Origin of the sequence: Serratia sp. 2C06, from assembly GCF_050037615.1 — a bacterium.
In the GTDB taxonomy this organism is placed as follows: domain Bacteria; phylum Pseudomonadota; class Gammaproteobacteria; order Enterobacterales; family Enterobacteriaceae; genus Serratia; species Serratia ureilytica.
The window spans coordinates 2,521,665-2,537,781 of record NZ_CP188299.1 but is presented as its reverse complement, the minus strand read 5'-3'; the positions used below and the strand labels follow the sequence as shown (position 1 = coordinate 2,537,781).

Here is a 16,117-nt window from a genome sequence, read left to right as displayed (position 1 = left end):
AACGATGATGAAAAAGCACCTACTGATGTTGGCTTTCGCCTCTGTCGCCACCCTCGCCTCTTACGGCGCCGCCGCGGCGACCAAGCTGGTGGTTGGCGCCTCCAACGTGCCGCACGCCGAGATCCTCGAACAGGCCAAACCGATACTGGCGAAGGAAGGCATCGATCTGCAGATCAAGCGCTTCCAGGACTACATCCTGCCGAACACCGCGCTGGCCAGCCACGACATCGACGCCAACTACTTCCAGCACGTGCCTTACCTGAACTCGGTGCTGAAAGACCACGCCGACGACAAGAGCTACGACTTCGTCAGCGCCGGCGCGATCCATATTGAGCCTATCGGCATCTACTCGAAGAAGTACAAGAGCCTGAAAGATCTGCCGGAAAACGGCAAAATCATCATGCGCGACGCGGTGGCGGAAGAAGGCCGCATTCTGTCAATCTTTGAACGGGAAGGCGTGATCAAGCTGAAGCCAGGGGTGAGCAAGGTGGATGCACGCATCGCCGACGTGGTGGAAAACCCGAAACACCTGAAGTTCCAGGCTAACGTTGAAGGCGCGCTGCTGCCGCAGATGTACAACAACAACGAAGGTGACGCCGTGGTGATCAACGCCAACTACGCCATCGACGCCGGGCTGAATCCGACCAAGGATCCGATCGCGGTCGAAAGCGGCGAAAACAACCCGTACGCCAACATCATCACCGTGCACAAAGCCGACGTGAACAAGCCGGAGATCGTGGCGCTGGTGAAAGTGCTGCACTCCAAGCCGATTCAAGACTTTATCCGCGAGAAATACCAGGGCGCGGTGATCCCGGTCAACCAGTGACGCTGTATACGGCCCGGTAAAAACCGTAATGCTGGTCAGTTAGCGTTTTTATGCAGGCGTTCGTGAAATTTTCGGTCGATAAAAGTGAGATGCCCCATGTGGCTCCCACACCTCGACCGAGCCAGGGGCCGAAGGCGCGGCCCCTGGCAACCCGCGCCTTTGCCCTGTCAGACGGTTGGCTTTGCCAACTCCCCTCCCTCCGCCATAGCGCATTGAGGCCGGTTGCGACAGGCGTCCCTGCCTGTCTCACCTGAAACCGCCGTCCATGGCGGTTTCGCCTAATGCGCTACGTCTGCGTTCGGCGTCTTCAAGGGCGCCCAACACCGTGCTCATCTCCAACTTCTCTACCACAACCTCATAAGCGACAGATTTCCCGGTAGCTGCCAGCTCAGGTGTTGACCTTGGGCGCGCATCACCGGCTGCCGAGCAAGACGGCGTTGTCAGGGGCAACCGGCCAGGGAAGGCCGGTTGAGGCGAGACTAACAGGGACGTTTGTCGCAGCCGACCCGCCAGACAATGCAGGCGCGGCGAGGGTATCCGCATAGCGGACAGACGGTGTTAAGCAAAGGCGCGGGTGGAGGGGCCGCGCCATCGGCCCCTCCAATTGCCGTTCATGTTGGCCATAGAGAAATGCAGGACATTTACGGCAATTCCCCTGCACAGAACGCCCAGAAGCTGGATAAAAAAATGCCACTCAGGATTAACTGATCAGCATTGCGGTAAAAACCGGGCCTGTTTCTACACCTTATTGCCAATCTGGCTGAGCCGCGGCCACACCAGCATCAGCGCCTCCAGCAACCGCAACAGATCGTCCCGGCTTGCCCCTTCTCGCGCCTGCACCGACATGCCTTCAATGGTGCAAATCACGTATTTCGCCAGCAGCGCGGTATCGGTTTTCGCCAGCAGCTCGCCCTGCTGCACCTTGCGATCGAAGCAGGCCTTCAGCGCCGCTTCCTGGGCATGATGTTTTTTGCGCAGCATCTGGGCGACGTCGTCGGAAGCGGACGACAGCGCCGCGGAGGCGCACACCATAAAACAGCCTGACGGCGTATCGGGGTCGGTGAACACTTCGACGGAAGAGCGCACGTAAGCCTCGACGATCTCGGCCACCGGCACATCCTGTTCCAACAGTTGGTTGGTACAGGTGGTGTATTTTTGCAGATAGCGTTCCACCGCCGCGCGGAACATCCCCTCTTTGTTGCCGAATTCCGCATACAGCGTCGGCGCCTTGGCGCCGGTCACTTCCACCAGATCGGCCAGCGAGGTGGCTTCATAACCGTGCCGCCAGAACAGATCGAGCGCGCTTTCCAACGCCCGGTCGCGATCAAATTGTTTCGGTCTGCCACGGCTTTTTTTGCCGCAGACCGCTTCATTGATGCTCATCGTTCCTCTCCTATCCCGCTCCACGGCAGGGTTAGCACAAATAACTTAACGATCATTATAAAAAAATATTGCGCGCTGGTCGAGAACCGATTAGCATTTAGTTATCGATCGTTAATATAAATTAGCGAAGCGGATTAAAACCCTCTATTGACCGTTATCGGAAAGGAATTAACATTATGAAAAACTTAAAATTAACCTTAGCCGCCCTCACTCTGGCCAGCGTTTCCTTCGGCAGCTTCGCCGCCGATTTGGTCACTAGCCAACCGGCCGACCAGCAAAAAGTGGGCGTCATCACCGTCAGCGGCGCGTCCGATTTGACCTCGCTGGAAAACAGCCTGGCCGCCAAAGCCGATCAGGCCGGCGCCAAATCCTTCCGCATCACCAGCGCCGGCGGCAACAACCAGCTGCATGGCACTGCAGAAATCTATCAATAACAAAGCATTAAACCTGTGGACTGCATATCCTTATTGCTCACAACGCCAGGGCGTAAAAAAATTAATTAACGAGCATTAAAAAAATACTTGCAATCCGTCAAACCGGCATCTAACATTAAATTATCGATCGTTAATTAATTTAACGACCTTACAAAACAAACATCGTAAAGAACACTGATAGGAAATAAGACCATGAAAAACCTGAAAATGACCATCGCAGCCATCGCACTGGCTTCCGCCTCCTTCGGCAGCTTCGCCGCCGAACTGGTTAACACGCAACCCGCCGACCTGCAAAAAGCCGGCGTCGTTACCGTCAGCGGCGCGTCCGACCTGAGCAGCCTGGAAAACAAACTGGCGGCCAAAGCCGACGCGGCGGGCGCCAAATCCTTCCAGATCATCGCCACTACCGGTGACAACAAACTGCACGGCACCGCGATCATCTACAATTAATGGCCGGATCGGCAATCGTGCAAAAGGGCGGCTCAGGCCGCCTTTTGTTTGCTTTAACGCCAACGTTCTGTTGTAAGCTGTAGCGACCTCTTCCCGCTGAGCCGAGCAACGCCATGACTCCCCTGCTGTTTCACAAATATCACGGTCTGGGCAACGACTACCTGGTATGCCACCGTTTGGTCGCCGATCGCCTGAGCCTGGAACAGATCCGCCTGCTGTGCCACCCGCATTACGGCATCGGTTCCGACGGCCTGCTGATCGACAGCGGCGACGCCGTCAATACCACCCTGCGCATCATCAACCCGGACGGCTCCGAAGCGGAGAAAAGCGGCAACGGCTTGCGTATCTACGCGCGGTATCTGTTCGACAGCAAGCGCGTGGCGCATCAGCCGTTTCTGGTGCACACCGCCGGCGGCGACGTGCGTTGCCAGGTGGCGGAAGACGCGCATCAGATAACCGTGGAGATGGGGCGCGCCAATTTCAGCCCGGCGGCGCTGCCGGCCTTGATCGATCTGCCGGAGGCGCTGAACTATCCGCTGCCCCTGAAGGAGGAGACGTTAAGCGTTTCGCTGGTGTCGATGGGCAACCCGCACTGCGTGGTGCCGGTGGAAAAACTGGATCTGGCGCAGGTGCATCGGCTCGGACCGCAGATTGAGCGCCATCCGCTGTTCCCGAAACGCACCAATGTACAACTGGTGGAAGTGGTCGATCGCCAGACGCTGCGCATCGGCATCTGGGAGCGCGGCGCCGGCTTTACCCTCGCCTCCGGCAGCAGCAGCTGCGCCGCCGCCAGCGTGATGCGCAAGTTGGGACGAGTCGGCGAGCGGGTTAGTGTGCGGATGCCGGGCGGCGAACTGCAGATCGCCTTCAGCGGCGATTTTCAGGTCAGCATGCGCGGACCGGTGCATAAAATCGCCACCCTGACGCTGGACGAAGACTGTTTTGCCGGCGGCGCGGGGCTGTTTACGGGATCCACCCCAGCAGCCTGAACCACAGATAGTCCAACGGCACCAGCAGTGCGAAGCTGAGCGCGGCCAACAGCAGGCACAGCTTTAGCCCTTCGCGCGCCGGCACTTTGCCCATCCCCATCGCCACCACGATCGGCGAGGCCTGATACGGCAACAGCGGCGTGGCGTAACCGATCACCTGGGTCATCAGCACCGTCAGCAGCGGCAAGCCGCTGCCTGCGGACAACGCCTGCGCCAGCGGGGTAAACAGCGCCGGCACGCCGTTGGCGGTCACCACGAAATTCAACAGCGCGGTGATCCCCACCAGCGAACCGAATGCGGCAAACGGTTTGCCGTGCAGATCCGGCATCATCGCCAGCAGCGCGCCGCCCAACCGATCGCCGAGCCCCGAGTGGCTGACCAATGCAGTCAGCCCCAGGATCCCCGCCACGTAAATACAGGTGCGCACGTTGACCCCGGCGGCGAACTGCTCGCCGTTGAGAAAACCGATGCGCGGCAACAGGCAGAAGCAGGCCGCCGCCAACCCTATCCAGGCGGGGGCGATGCCGTGCCAGCTGTCGGTCATCCACAGCAGCACCGTAATGCCCAACAGCGCGATCAGCCGCCACTCGGCGGCACTGAGCGGCGTTTGCCCCGCCTCGGTCGCCACCGGCTGCGGCCGGGCACGGAACAGGCCGCAGATGCACAGCGTCAGCAGCGCGCCTTTGGCCACCCCGAGCACCGGAGCGTGCAACAGCAGATAAGAGAGATAAGCGAAGTGGCTGCCGTAGGCGCTTTCTGCCGCGCCGCTCATCACCAGGTTAGGCACGTTGGCCGGCAGGATGCTGGCGGAAAGCTGGAAGGTGCCGAACCCCACCGCCAGCGCCAAACCGATGCGGCCGCGCGAGCCTTCAGTCAGACCGGCGCGCTCGGCCAACGCCATGACGATCGGCATCAGCAGCGTAATCCGCCCCATGTTGGAGGGCATGACAAACGCTAACGCGTAGCTTATCGCCACCACGCCGCCCACCAGGCGCGGCCAGGAACCGGCCAGATGCGGCAAGAGTCGGTTGGCCAGGCGATCCGCCAAGCCGGTGCTGCGGATGGCGGTGCCCAACACGAAACCGCTGAGCACCAGCCAGAATGCGGAAGACGCGAAACCGGAAAAGGTCACCGCGGCGGGCGCCAGCTGCAATACCATCACCGCCGCAAAGAACAGCAACGCGACCAAATACTCCGGCAAACGGGCGCTGGCCCATAGCGCGATGACCACCAGCGTGACCAGCGCAGACAGCGCCATGGGATCCCCCAACATAGTTCTTCTCCCTGATAAAACGTTGTGATTGTTATCAAACGGTTAACAGGGTGACACAAGGCGCGGGCGTTAACCTTGAAACCGCTCACATATCGTCGTTCTGCAGATTTTTCAGCATGCACACATTGCAGCCGTGGTGGCCGGTATTGCCGCGCCGTTCCGTCAGCAGCGTGAAACCCAACGCGTAATACAACCCGATCGCCTCTTTCAATTGTTCGGTGGTTTCCAGATAGCAATAGCGATACCCTGCCGCCCGGGCCGCCTTCAGCGCCTGCACCACCATATAGCGCGCCATGCCCAACCCGCGCGCGCCGGGTTTGAAGAACAGTTTCTGCAGCTCGCAATAGCCGGGCTCTTCGCCGGCCAGCGGCGCCATGCCGACGCCCCCCACCACCTGCCCGTCCCGCTCCAGCACCCAGTAGCGGCCGCCGTTGTCGCGATACAGGCCGGTCAGCCGATCGAGATCGGGATCGTGCAGGCTGACGCCTTCCATCTTGTCCATGCCGTACTCGCGAAACACCTCGCGAATGATCGCCGCCATCGCCGCATCGTCGCGCTCGGCGATCGGCCGCACCCGCAGATTGGCGTCGCGCTGTTTGCGTGCGCTCCGCAGCGCCGCGGTCATCTTTTTCATCGCCGCAGTGGTGCTCGCCAGCTCATCGTCATCCAACTGCGCCAGCGCCGCCTGCATAAAGCCGTCGGCGTCGTTCTCGATGCCGGCCAGCGCCTTGCCGCCCTGTTTACTCAGCCGATGCAGGTTGTGCCGCCTGTCATCCGGATGATCCACCGTTTCTATCACGCCGGCGGCCACCAGGCTGCGCAGCGCCCGGCTGGCGCTGGCCTTGTCGATGCACAGCCGGGCCGCCAGCTCGGTGACGCCCAGCGGCTGCTCGCTGACTTCGATCATCAGATGGATCTGCAGCGGCGAAAAGCGCGAGCCGTTGCTCTGCTTGTTCAACATGCCGAATTCTCTGACCAAATTGCGCGCCAATGCTCTGAAATCCCTGATGTTCACAATTGATATCCCCAATTAGCTACCGATAAAAAATGAGATTTAGTTGATAGTGTTACCTAATTCTCACTACCTTAACGGATCATCAAACCGCCATGAACCCCGGTATAACAGAGGAGCTGATGCAAAACGTTACATTACCCAATACAGTAAACTGATTAATTCAAAAAAATCAGAATAAAAATTCATTAATTTAATGTTGATAAAACAATAAACCAGTTAAAAAACATACAATCGTGAAAAAATCTGCGGATAAGAGAAAAAATCGATATCAACCCATTGCATTACAATAGGTTACAACAATGTTAATAGCGGCATTAATGCCGATATCTTGTTGTAATTTGTTACATATTCATGGCAGGATCGCGGCGCTTCCATAACGGCGACAACGCTCGTTATGGAAACATCGGGCGCGGGTTGCTCCCGCGCCGTTTTATGCTCATGGAGAGATCGCATGCCAATGAAAAAATCACTCGCCGTCTGTTCCGTCGCCCTTTCCGTCACTTTGCTAGCGGGCTGCGCGACCGAATCCTCCCGCTCTTTGGAAGTGCCGAAAGTGGCTTCCTACAACACCACTTATCAGGGCCCACGCAGCCCTATCGCCGTCGGTAAATTCGACAACCGCTCCAGCTACATGAATGGCATCTTCTCCGATGGCGTCGATCGGCTGGGCAATCAGTCCAAGACTATCCTGATCACGCATTTGCAGCAGACTGGCCGTTTCAACGTGCTGGATCGCGCCAACATGGAAGAGTTGAAAACTGAAGCCGGCATTAAAGGGAAAGCACAAACGCTGAAAGGCGCCAACTATGTGATTACCGGCGATGTCACTGAATTCGGCCGCAAAGAAGTCGGCGATCATCAGCTGTGGGGCATTTTGGGCCGTGGTAAATCACAGGTCGCTTACGCCAAAGTTAATCTGAACGTCGTGAACGTACAGACCTCAGAAGTCGTCTATTCCTCTCAGGGCGCCGGTGAATACGAACTGTCCAATCGCGAAATCATCGGTTTCGGGGGCACCGCCAGCTACGACTCCACCCTTAACGGCAAGGTGCTGGATCTGGCCGTGCGTGAAGCCGTCAATAACCTGGTTACCGGTCTCGAAAACGGCGCATGGCGCCCTGCTAACTAACGGACTAGAAGCAGAAAGATGATAACTAAAAAAATGGGCGGGGCGCTGTTTGCAGCGACCCTGTTGGCCGGCTGCGCCGCGCCGAAAACGCTTTACAATTGGGATGGCTACCAAACTTCTCTTTATCAATACTACCAGCAGGATGGGCAAAGCCCTGAGCAGCAGATCGCTACGCTGAAAGAGATCGTCGAGAAATCCCGCGCCAAGGATAAAGCCGTACCGCCGGGGCTGCATGCGCAACTGGGGCTGCTGTACAGCAAAACCGGCAACGACGGACAAGCCATGAGTGAATTCAACACGGAAAAAGCGCTGTTCCCGGAATCGGCACCGTTTATGAATTTCCTGATGGCCAAGGATAAGGGGAGCTTTAAATGAAGCGTGTACTCACTTTCCTCAGCGTTACCGCCATCCTGTTGCTGAGCGGCTGTGCCAAGCAAACGCCTTATGACTATGCGGCATTCCATGAGAGCAAGCCGAAGTCGATCCTGGTCTTGCCGCCGGTTAATCAGTCGCCGGATGTCAAAGCCAGCCACAGCGTGCTCGCCAGTGCAACCTTACCGCTGGCCGAGGCCGGTTACTATGTGCTGCCGGTCGCTGTAGTGGAGGAAACCTTCCTGCAAAACGGTCTAACCAACGCCAACGACATCCGCGCCGTCAGTCCGAAAAAACTGCACCAGATTTTCGGCGCCGACACCGTGCTGTACCTGGATGTCACGCAATACGGTACCAGCTACATGGTGATCAGCAGCGAAACTCGCGTTACCGTAGCCGCTCGCCTGGTTGACCTGCGCAACGGCAAACAGCTGTGGGCCGGCACCGCCACCGCATCCAGCAACGAAGGCAACAACAATTCCGGTGGCCTGCTGGGCATGGTGATCAGCGCCGCGATTTCACAAATCGCGGATACCATCAGCGACAAAGGGTTCGACATTGGTGCCATCGCCAACACTCGCCTCCTGTCGGCAACAGGTCAGAACGGCGCCATTCTTTATGGCCCGCGCTCACCTCATTACGCCAGCCAGCGTTAAGCAGTCTCTCGGGCGGCCTTCTCGGGCCGCCTATGCCAAACTTGTCCCTTTTGCCAAAAGTAGCCCATGCTTTAACTGCTCCTTTCCTTCTGGCTAACCGGGACGCTGGCTCATGACGAAAAAAACCACCCTGCTGCAATTCTTCCACTGGTACTACCCCGACGGCGGCAAACTGTGGCAGGAGGCCGCCGAACGCGCCCCGCACCTCGCCGAACTGGGCATTACCGATCTGTGGCTGCCGCCCGCCTACAAAGGCGCTTCCGGCGGTTACTCCGTCGGTTACGACACCTACGATCTGTTCGATCTGGGCGAGTTTGACCAGAAAGGCAGCGTGGCCACCAAATACGGCGACAAGGCGGCGCTCGAACACGCCGCCACTGCGCTGCGCGAACACGGCGTGGGGGTGCTCTACGACGTGGTGTTCAACCACAAGCTCGGCGCGGACGAGAAAGAACGGGTGCACGTGTTCAAGGTGGACGCCAACAACCGCAACGACATTGACGACCAGGGCTTCGACGCGCTGGCCTATACCCGCTTTACCTTCCCCGGCCGCCAGGGCGCGCATTCCGAGTTTATCTGGGATTACAAATGCTTCAGCGGCGTCGATTACGTTGAGCAGCCGGACGATAAAGGGGTGTTTAAAATCGCCAACGACTACGGCGACGACGGCTGGAACGATCAGGTCGACGACGAGAAAGGCAACTACGACTACCTGATGGGCGCCGACGTGGAGTTCCGCAATACCGCCGTGACGGAGGAGCTCAAATACTGGGCGCGCTGGCTGCTGGACACGCTGCCGTGCGACGGCTTCCGCCTCGACGCCGCCAAACACATTCCCGCCTGGTTCTTCAAAGAGTGGGCGGATCACGTGCGCGACAGCGCGCAGCGCGATCTGTTTATCGTCGCCGAATACTGGTCGCACGATCTCAGCGCGCTGCAACAATACATCGAGTTGGTGGACGGCAAAGTGATGCTGTTCGACGTGGCGCTGCACCTGAAGTTTCATCAGGCGTCAAAACAGGGCGACGGCTTCGACATGGCGCAGATCTTCACCGATACCCTGACCGCCGCCGATCCGGCCCACGCGGTGACGCTGGTCGCCAACCACGATACCCAGCCGCTGCAATCGCTGGAGGCGCCGGTGGAACCCTGGTTCAAACCGCTGGCCTACGCGCTGATCCTGCTGCGCGAACAGGGCGTGCCCTGCGTGTTTTACCCCGACCTTTATGGCGCCAGTTACCGCGATAAAGGGCGTGACGGCGGCGAGTACCAGATTGACATGCCGGCGATCCCAGAGCTGGAGAAGCTGATTGCCGCCCGCCAGCGCTTCGCCAACGGCCCGCAAACCGACTACTTCGACGACAGCCACTGCGTGGCCTTCAGCCGCGCCGGCACCGCCGACGCCCCCGGCTGCGTGGTGGTGTTGACCAACGGCGGCGAAAGCGGCAAGACGGTCGCGCTCGGCGCCGATCTGGCGCGCACCGCCTGGCGCGATTTCCTCGGTAACCGCCAGGAGGAAATCACCACCGACGACCAGGGCAGCGCCCATTTCCCGGTCAACGCCGGCAGCGTCAGCGTCTGGGTGCCGACAGGCAGCCTGTGAACGCCCGCCGCCGCGCAATGATGCCGCGGCGGCAAAACTAATGTTTGCCTTTCGGGTCTAACTTACGCTATCAACTGCGCAAGCCATTCACACCGGAGCCTAAATAGGGTACAAGGCTGCATGAAAATTCCAAAACGACTCCAGCCGCTGGTGGATGACGGATTAATCGACGAAGTCATCCGCCGTTTGAAAAGCGGCAAAGAAGCCGACGTGTTTATCGTGCGCTGCGGCGATGAGATCCGCTGCGCCAAAGTGTACAAAGAAGCCGAGAAGCGCAACTTCAAGCAGGCCGTGCACTACCAGGAAGGGCGCAAGGTGCGCAACAGCCGCGACGCGCGCGCCATGAGCAAAGGCTCCAAATTCGGCCGTCAGCAACAGGAAGAAGCCTGGCAGAACACCGAAGTGGACGCGCTGTATCTGCTGGCCAGGGCCGGGGTGCGGGTGCCGCAGCCGGACATCTGCCTGGACGGCGTGCTGCTGATGGAGCTGATCACCGACGAGGAAGGCCTGGTGGCGCCGCGTCTGAGCGATGTCATCCTGACGCCGGAACAGGCGCGCGCCGATCATGCTCTGATGATGAACTACGCGGTGCGCATGCTGTGCGCCGGCTTGGTGCACGGCGATCTGTCGGAATTCAACGTGCTGATGGATAAAGACGGGCCGGTGATCATCGATCTGCCGCAGGTGGTGGACGCCGCCGCCAACAACCACGCCAAAAGCATGTTCGAGCGCGATATCGACAATCTGGCGGAATATTACGGCCAATTTGCGCCGGAGCTGCGCGACAGCCAATATGCCAAAGAGATCTGGGCGCTGTATCAGGAAGGCACGCTGACGCCGGACAGCGTCCTCAGCGGCCGATTCAGCGAAATTCAGAAGCGCGCCGACGTCGGCTCGGTGCTGGAAGAGATCCAGGCCGCCAGCGAGGAACATCAGCGCCGCCTCATGGCGCGCAACGCGGAAGAGTAACGCCCGCGCTACTCGACGCGAAACACGTCCGGCCGCTGCGGGGTCGCGGCTTCGTGATAGATATCCCCCAGATAGCCGGCGATCTCCTCTTCGCGCAGATCCGCCGGCAACACGATATCGTAGCTGGGGGCATATTTGCGCTCCGGCAGCGTCACGCGGAACAGCCGCCATTCGTCCCCGATACGCTTCACGCCTACCAGGCGGCCGAACACGTTAAAAATCATCATCCGCCATTCCCCTTTTCGTCGCTTTCAGGCTATAACACTGTGATGCCGCCGCAGTGAAAAGGAAAGCGCATGAGTGAAAAAACGCCCCAGTTCTGGCGCGACCCGCAGTTGCCTTTTGTCGAAGCGCGCGCCATCAATGATGGCCGCAAAGTGTGCTACAGCCTGCACAGCCACGAATTCTTTTCCATCGGCGCCATCACCGGCGGCGTCAGCACCTATGTCAACGGCGAGCGGCGCATGCAGGTCGGCGCCGGCGATGTGGTGATCATCAATCCGCAGCAGGCGCATGCCTGCAACCCGATCGCCGACCGCCGTTGGTCATACATCATGTTCTATCTCGATCTCGCCTGGCTCGGCGCGCTGCAACAGGAAATGATGGGCGGCGACGGCGACCGCTTTGTCCCCTTCAGCCGGCCGCTCAGCCGCGATCCGGCGCTGTTCAACGGGCTGAACCAACTGTACGCGCTGCTGACGAACGCGCAGTGCGGCGCGCTGGAAAAACAGATCGCCCTGGTGGAGTATTTCAGCGCCCTGCAGCTCGCGCTGGGCAGCGGCCGCCAGCCGGAGACGCCGCCGCACCCCCGACTGGAAGCGGCGGCGGCGTTTATCGACGCGCACTGCACTCAGTCGCTGACGCTGGAAGACATTTGCCACGCCGCCGCGCTCTCGCCCTCCTACCTGATCCGCGCCTTCCGCCAGCGCTACGGCATGACGCCGCACGCCTATCTGGTCAATCGCCGCGTGCAGCACGGCCATCGGCTGTTGAAAAGCGGCCTGCCGATCGCCGCGGCCGCCAGCGAAAGCGGCTTTGCCGATCAGGCGCACTTCCAGCGCACCTTCAAACAGTTGCTGGCCGCGACGCCCGGCCAGTATCAAAAACCCTCCGCCAACAGATAGCAGGCGCTGGCCGCCAGCAACGCCGCCATCACGCGATTGAAACGCTGTACGTTGCGCGCCTGCCTGAGCAGGCCGCGCAACATCGCGCCAACGTAAGCCCAGCAGGCCACCGAAGCATAGCAAATCACGAAGTAGAGCCCGGCGAACTGCCACAGCAACCGGATGTCGCCGTCGCCGACAAACGCCCCGAGGCTGGCCACCGACGCCAGCCACGCCTTGGGGTTCAGCCATTGCATCAGCGCGCCGTACCAACAGGAAGGCGCCTGCGCCGCGCCGTTGCCCAGCCTGCCGTCGTCAAACGCCAGCCGGTAGGCCATAAACAGCAGGAAGGCCACGCCGGCCCACTGGATCAAGCGGGTCAACGCCGGCCACAGGATCAGCAGTTGGTGCATGCCCAAACCCAGCAGCACCAGCAACAGGGTAAACCCCAGCGTGGCGCCGAACACGTGACGCTGGGTCGCGCCAAAGCCGAACTGCGCCCCGGCGCTCAATGCGACGATGTTGACCGGGCCGGGCGTGATGGAGGCCGCCAGCGCAAATGCGGCCATGGAAAGGTAGATATTATTCATGAGGGCACCTGAGGAAAAATTCACAGGCGCCAGAATGCCGGGCCGCGCCGACAACGTATTGAACAGAATTGCCCTGTTAGGTTTAGCGCACCGCGACGGCCCGTCGGCGCGGCAACCCGAAGGTATTGACCGCCATGCCAGCCAGCACCAGCAACGCGCCGCCGAACTGTGCCGGCGACAGCGCTTCGTCCAGCAGCAGCCAGGCGGCGAACAGCCCGATCAGCGGCACCAGCAGCGTCAGCGGCGCGACGCGCCAGGTTTCGTAGCGCCCCAGCAGGCTGCCCCACACCGAATAACCGAACAGCGTGGCGGCGAACGCCAGATAGGCAACCGCCAGCCAGGTGCCGACCTGCACATGGCTCAGGCTGGCCAGCACCGCCTGCGGGCCGTCGAACAGCCAGCTGCAAATCAGGAACGGCAGTACCGGGATCGGCGCGCTCCACACCACCAGCGACAAAATGTTGCGCTGCGGGAAACCGGCCAGGATCTTCTTGTTGGTCAGGTTGCCCAGCGCCCAGGAGAACGCCGCCGCCAGGGTCAGCAACAGGCCCGCCAGGGGGACCGCGCCGCTGCCCGGTTTATGCAGGCTGGCCTGCGCCAGCGCCAGCATGCCGCCGCTGGCGATGGCGATGCCGACGAAATGATTGACGCGCAGCTTTTCGCCCATCAGCACGACACCCAACAGCAGGGTGAAGAACACCTGCGCCTGCAACACCAGCGAGGCCAGCCCCGCCGGCATGCCCACCTTGATGGCGACAAACAGAAAGGCAAACTGCGCGAAGCTCATGGTCATGCCGTAGAGCAACAGCCATTTCCACGGGATGGTCGGGCGCGGGATAAAGAAGATCGCCGGCAACGCCACCAGTAAAAAACGCATCCCGGCCAACAGGAACGGCGGCATCCCCTGCAGGCCGAACTTGATTACCACGAAATTCACGCCCCAGATCACCACCACCAACAGCGCCAACAGCCGATCGCGCAATGTCATCCTCGCCCCGCTTATCCCATTGAAAATTCGCTTTGCCTTGCAGGTTACAACCAAACCGGGCGCATGGACACCGGCAAACGCCGGCGTTTATTCCGGCATCAGGCCGATGAAGGTGGTTTTCTTGCGCGGGCCGGTCATCAGCGCTTCCAGCTTCTCCACGCACTGCAGATAGTGCGGGGTCTGCTTATGCGCCGCCACCGCCTGCTCGTCGCGATAGGCTTCGTAGATATAAAACCGCGTCGGAATATGCTCATCCTGCAACACGTCGAAACGCAGGTTGCCCGGCTCTTCGATCGCCCCCAGATGATTGGCGCGGAAAACGTCGATAAATTCGTCGATCTTATCCTGTTTAACGTTGATCTCTACCAATGTGACGTGCATGACAGCTCCTTGTTTAAACGGCGCGCCGCAGCATGGCGCTTTCCAACCATAGGTTTATTCCCGTCGATTGCCCTGCCGCAACGGCAATTTTGCCGCCTGGCTCACAAATCGCACCGGCGATGCCCACCCCGCCCCCGGCGAGGGAAGACGGCGGCATCTATAGTTACTATTCCTCCCCCTGAGAGCATAGGCTATGGATAACTACTTGATGGCGCTGGACGCAGGAACAGGCAGCATCCGCGCGGTGATCTTCGATCTGGCGGGCAATCAGATCGCGCACGGCCAGGCCGAGTGGCAACACCTCGCGGTGCCGGGCGTACCCGGCTCGATGGAATTCGATCTCAACCGCAACTGGCAGTTGGCCTGCCAGTGCATCCGCCAGGCGTTGCAGCGCGCGGGGCTGAGCGCGCAGGCGATCCGTGCGGTAGCCTGCTGCTCGATGCGTGAAGGCATCGTTCTGTACGATCGCAACGGCGTGCCGATCTGGGCCTGCGCCAATGTCGATGCGCGCGCTAGCCATGAAGTCAGCGAACTGAAAGAGTTGCACAACCACGGCTTCGAACGTGAGGTCTACCAGTACTCCGGCCAGACGCTGGCGCTGAGCGCCATGCCGCGCCTGCTGTGGCTGGCGCACCACCGGCCGGACATCTATCGCCAGGCGGCGACGCTGACCATGATCAGCGACTGGCTGGCCTACATGCTGAGCGGCGAGCTGGCGGTCGATCCTTCCAACGCCGGCACTACCGGCATGCTGGATCTGACCAGCCGCGACTGGCGGCCGGCGCTGCTCGATATGGCCGGGCTGCGCGCCGATATTCTGTCGCCGGTGAAAGAGACCGGCGTCGTGCTGGGGCGCGTCACCGAACAGGCGGCGCAGGAGAGCGGGCTGCTGCGCGGCACCCCGGTGGTGATGGGCGGCGGCGACGTGCAGCTCGGCAGCCTGGGGCTCGGCATCGTGCGCGCCGGGCAGACGGCGGTGCTCGGCGGCACCTTCTGGCAGCAAATCGTCAACCTGCCGGAACCGGCCATCGATCCGGAAATGAACATCCGCATTAACCCTCATGTCATTCCCGGCATGGCGCAGGCGGAATCCATCAGCTTCTTTACCGGCCTGACCATGCGCTGGTTCCGCGACGCTTTCTGCGCCGAAGAGAAACTGCTGGCGGAGCGACTGGGGATCGACGCTTACAGCCTGCTGGAAGAGATGGCGGCCAGGGTGCCGCCGGGCGCCTACGGCGTGATGCCGATCTTTTCCGACGCCATGCATTTCAAAACCTGGTATCACGCGGCGCCGTCATTCATCAACATGTCTATCGATCCTGAACGCTGCAACAAACAGACGTTGTTCCGCGCGCTGGAGGAGAATGCCGCCATCGTCTCAGCCTGTAATCTGGAGCAGATCGCCGCCTTCTCCGGCGTGCAGGCCCGCTCGCTGGTGTTCGCCGGCGGCGGTGCGAAGGGCAAACTGTGGAGCCAGATCCTCAGCGACGTCACCGGCCTGACGGTGCGGGTGCCGGTGGTGAAAGAAGCCACCGCGCTGGGCTGCGCGATCGCCGCCGGGGTCGGCGCCGGGCTTTACGCGTCGCTGGCCGAAACCGGCGAGCAGCTGGTGCGCTGGGAGCGCGAGCATCAGCCGGATCTCACCAACCATGCGCGGTATCAGGAACAGAAAGAAAACTGGCGGCGGATTTACGCCGATCAGCTGACGCTGGTGGATAGCGGCCTGACCACCTCATTGTGGAAAGCGCCGGGGCTCTAGCGCCGCGCGCGGCCCGGTCATAACCTTATACCGTTTTATTCCTTTCCCCTCGGCGCGGCGCAAGCCGCGTTTTAACTCGCTGCCGTCATTGTTCCCCCTCAGAAACAGTGTAACCACCGCAGATGGATTTATCTGCGCCTTCAGCCTGCCGTAGATTGTGACTTTGATCACGCCGCGCCCCGAGCGCGGCCTGCGCA

18 protein-coding genes are annotated in these 16,117 nt (G+C 60.5%); 11 read left to right on the top strand and 7 right to left on the bottom strand.

Annotation, left to right across the window (positions count from 1 at the left end; translation table 11 throughout):
- Positions 1 to 7: 7 nt before the first annotated feature.
- Entirely contained in the window at positions 8 to 826 is an 819-nt protein-coding gene (locus ACP3TA_RS12570; RefSeq protein WP_033652662.1) for a MetQ/NlpA family ABC transporter substrate-binding protein, read from the top strand.
- A 738-nt stretch (positions 827 to 1,564) separates the two neighbouring features.
- On the opposite strand, the gene ACP3TA_RS12565 is transcribed toward ACP3TA_RS12570, so the two are convergent.
- Positions 1,565 to 2,209, bottom strand: coding sequence for a TetR/AcrR family transcriptional regulator (locus ACP3TA_RS12565; protein ID WP_089196761.1), 645 nt, complete (start codon positions 2,207 to 2,209; stop codon positions 1,565 to 1,567).
- 176 nt (positions 2,210 to 2,385) lie between these two features.
- On the opposite strand from ACP3TA_RS12565, the gene bhsA (ACP3TA_RS12560) reads away from it, so the two are divergent.
- The 3 genes from bhsA (ACP3TA_RS12560) (at position 2,386) to dapF (ending at position 4,082) form a co-directional block, all read left to right on the top strand.
- Positions 2,386 to 2,643, top strand: coding sequence for a multiple stress resistance protein BhsA (gene bhsA, locus ACP3TA_RS12560; protein ID WP_089196760.1), 258 nt, complete (start codon positions 2,386 to 2,388; stop codon positions 2,641 to 2,643).
- Positions 2,644 to 2,835: 192 nt separating this feature from the next.
- The gene (bhsA, locus tag ACP3TA_RS12555) at positions 2,836 to 3,093 is read left to right on the top strand and encodes a multiple stress resistance protein BhsA (RefSeq protein ID WP_033642311.1); all 258 of its coding nucleotides are present in this window, start codon (positions 2,836 to 2,838) and stop codon (positions 3,091 to 3,093) included.
- Positions 3,094 to 3,206: 113 nt separating this feature from the next.
- A complete protein-coding gene (dapF, locus tag ACP3TA_RS12550; protein ID WP_426784634.1) occupies positions 3,207 to 4,082 on the top strand; it encodes a diaminopimelate epimerase in 876 nt (291 codons plus the stop codon).
- Here dapF and ACP3TA_RS12545 read toward each other — a convergent pair.
- Together ACP3TA_RS12545 and ACP3TA_RS12540 are read right to left on the bottom strand one after the other, a co-directional pair.
- Complete coding sequence (locus ACP3TA_RS12545; RefSeq protein WP_046686636.1) at positions 4,057 to 5,355, bottom strand: SLC13 family permease; 1,299 nt, start codon at positions 5,353 to 5,355, stop codon at positions 4,057 to 4,059. The genes dapF and ACP3TA_RS12545 overlap by 26 nt on opposite strands.
- An 85-nt stretch (positions 5,356 to 5,440) precedes the next feature.
- The gene (locus ACP3TA_RS12540; protein WP_198772206.1) at positions 5,441 to 6,346 is read right to left on the bottom strand and encodes a bifunctional helix-turn-helix transcriptional regulator/GNAT family N-acetyltransferase; all 906 of its coding nucleotides are present in this window, start codon (positions 6,344 to 6,346) and stop codon (positions 5,441 to 5,443) included.
- Between the two features lie 481 nt (positions 6,347 to 6,827).
- Here ACP3TA_RS12540 and ACP3TA_RS12535 point away from each other — a divergent pair, with 481 nt between their 5' ends.
- From ACP3TA_RS12535 to ACP3TA_RS12515, 5 genes are all read left to right on the top strand, one after another.
- Positions 6,828 to 7,499: a CsgG/HfaB family protein gene (locus ACP3TA_RS12535; RefSeq protein WP_033642307.1), complete on the top strand. Its 672-nt coding sequence runs from the start codon at positions 6,828 to 6,830 to the stop codon at positions 7,497 to 7,499.
- A gap of 18 nt (positions 7,500 to 7,517) precedes the next feature.
- Positions 7,518 to 7,874, top strand: a complete 357-nt coding sequence (locus tag ACP3TA_RS12530) for a DUF4810 domain-containing protein (protein WP_047572235.1) — start codon at positions 7,518 to 7,520, stop codon at positions 7,872 to 7,874.
- Positions 7,871 to 8,527 carry a DUF799 domain-containing protein gene (locus ACP3TA_RS12525; RefSeq protein ID WP_033642306.1) on the top strand — a complete coding sequence of 219 codons (657 nt, stop codon included), beginning with the start codon at positions 7,871 to 7,873 and terminating at the stop codon, positions 8,525 to 8,527. Before ACP3TA_RS12530 ends, ACP3TA_RS12525 begins: the two co-directional genes overlap by 4 nt.
- Positions 8,528 to 8,639: 112 nt before the next feature.
- Positions 8,640 to 10,130, top strand: a complete 1,491-nt coding sequence (gene amyA, locus ACP3TA_RS12520; RefSeq protein WP_033642305.1) for an alpha-amylase — start codon at positions 8,640 to 8,642, stop codon at positions 10,128 to 10,130.
- Between the two features lie 120 nt (positions 10,131 to 10,250).
- Positions 10,251 to 11,099 carry a PA4780 family RIO1-like protein kinase gene (locus ACP3TA_RS12515; protein ID WP_033642304.1) on the top strand — a complete coding sequence of 283 codons (849 nt, stop codon included), beginning with the start codon at positions 10,251 to 10,253 and terminating at the stop codon, positions 11,097 to 11,099.
- Positions 11,100 to 11,107: 8 nt separating this feature from the next.
- Here the strand turns inward: ACP3TA_RS12515 and ACP3TA_RS12510 are convergent, their stop codons facing one another.
- The gene (locus tag ACP3TA_RS12510; protein ID WP_033642303.1) at positions 11,108 to 11,326 is read right to left on the bottom strand and encodes a DUF7661 family protein; all 219 of its coding nucleotides are present in this window, start codon (positions 11,324 to 11,326) and stop codon (positions 11,108 to 11,110) included.
- A 69-nt stretch (positions 11,327 to 11,395) separates the two neighbouring features.
- Between ACP3TA_RS12510 and ACP3TA_RS12505 the strand changes: the two genes are divergently transcribed.
- Positions 11,396 to 12,223 (top strand): AraC family transcriptional regulator, encoded by an 828-nt coding sequence (locus tag ACP3TA_RS12505; protein ID WP_033642302.1) that lies wholly within the window; start codon positions 11,396 to 11,398, stop codon positions 12,221 to 12,223.
- On the opposite strand, the gene ACP3TA_RS12500 is transcribed toward ACP3TA_RS12505, so the two are convergent.
- The 3 genes from ACP3TA_RS12500 to lsrG all read right to left on the bottom strand — a co-directional run bounded on the left by ACP3TA_RS12500 (position 12,199) and on the right by lsrG (position 14,161).
- On the bottom strand, positions 12,199 to 12,792 hold the full coding sequence (locus ACP3TA_RS12500; protein WP_033652405.1) for a LysE family translocator: 594 nt from the start codon (positions 12,790 to 12,792) through the stop codon (positions 12,199 to 12,201). The genes ACP3TA_RS12505 and ACP3TA_RS12500 overlap by 25 nt on opposite strands.
- An 82-nt stretch (positions 12,793 to 12,874) precedes the next feature.
- A complete protein-coding gene (locus ACP3TA_RS12495) occupies positions 12,875 to 13,780 on the bottom strand; it encodes an EamA family transporter (protein WP_108680316.1) in 906 nt (301 codons plus the stop codon).
- Between the two features lie 87 nt (positions 13,781 to 13,867).
- A complete protein-coding gene (lsrG, locus tag ACP3TA_RS12490) occupies positions 13,868 to 14,161 on the bottom strand; it encodes a (4S)-4-hydroxy-5-phosphonooxypentane-2,3-dione isomerase (protein ID WP_033642299.1) in 294 nt (97 codons plus the stop codon).
- 193 nt (positions 14,162 to 14,354) lie between these two features.
- Here lsrG and lsrK point away from each other — a divergent pair, with 193 nt between their 5' ends.
- Complete coding sequence (lsrK, locus tag ACP3TA_RS12485; RefSeq protein ID WP_033642298.1) at positions 14,355 to 15,920, top strand: autoinducer-2 kinase; 1,566 nt, start codon at positions 14,355 to 14,357, stop codon at positions 15,918 to 15,920.
- Positions 15,921 to 16,117 lie beyond the last annotated feature (197 nt).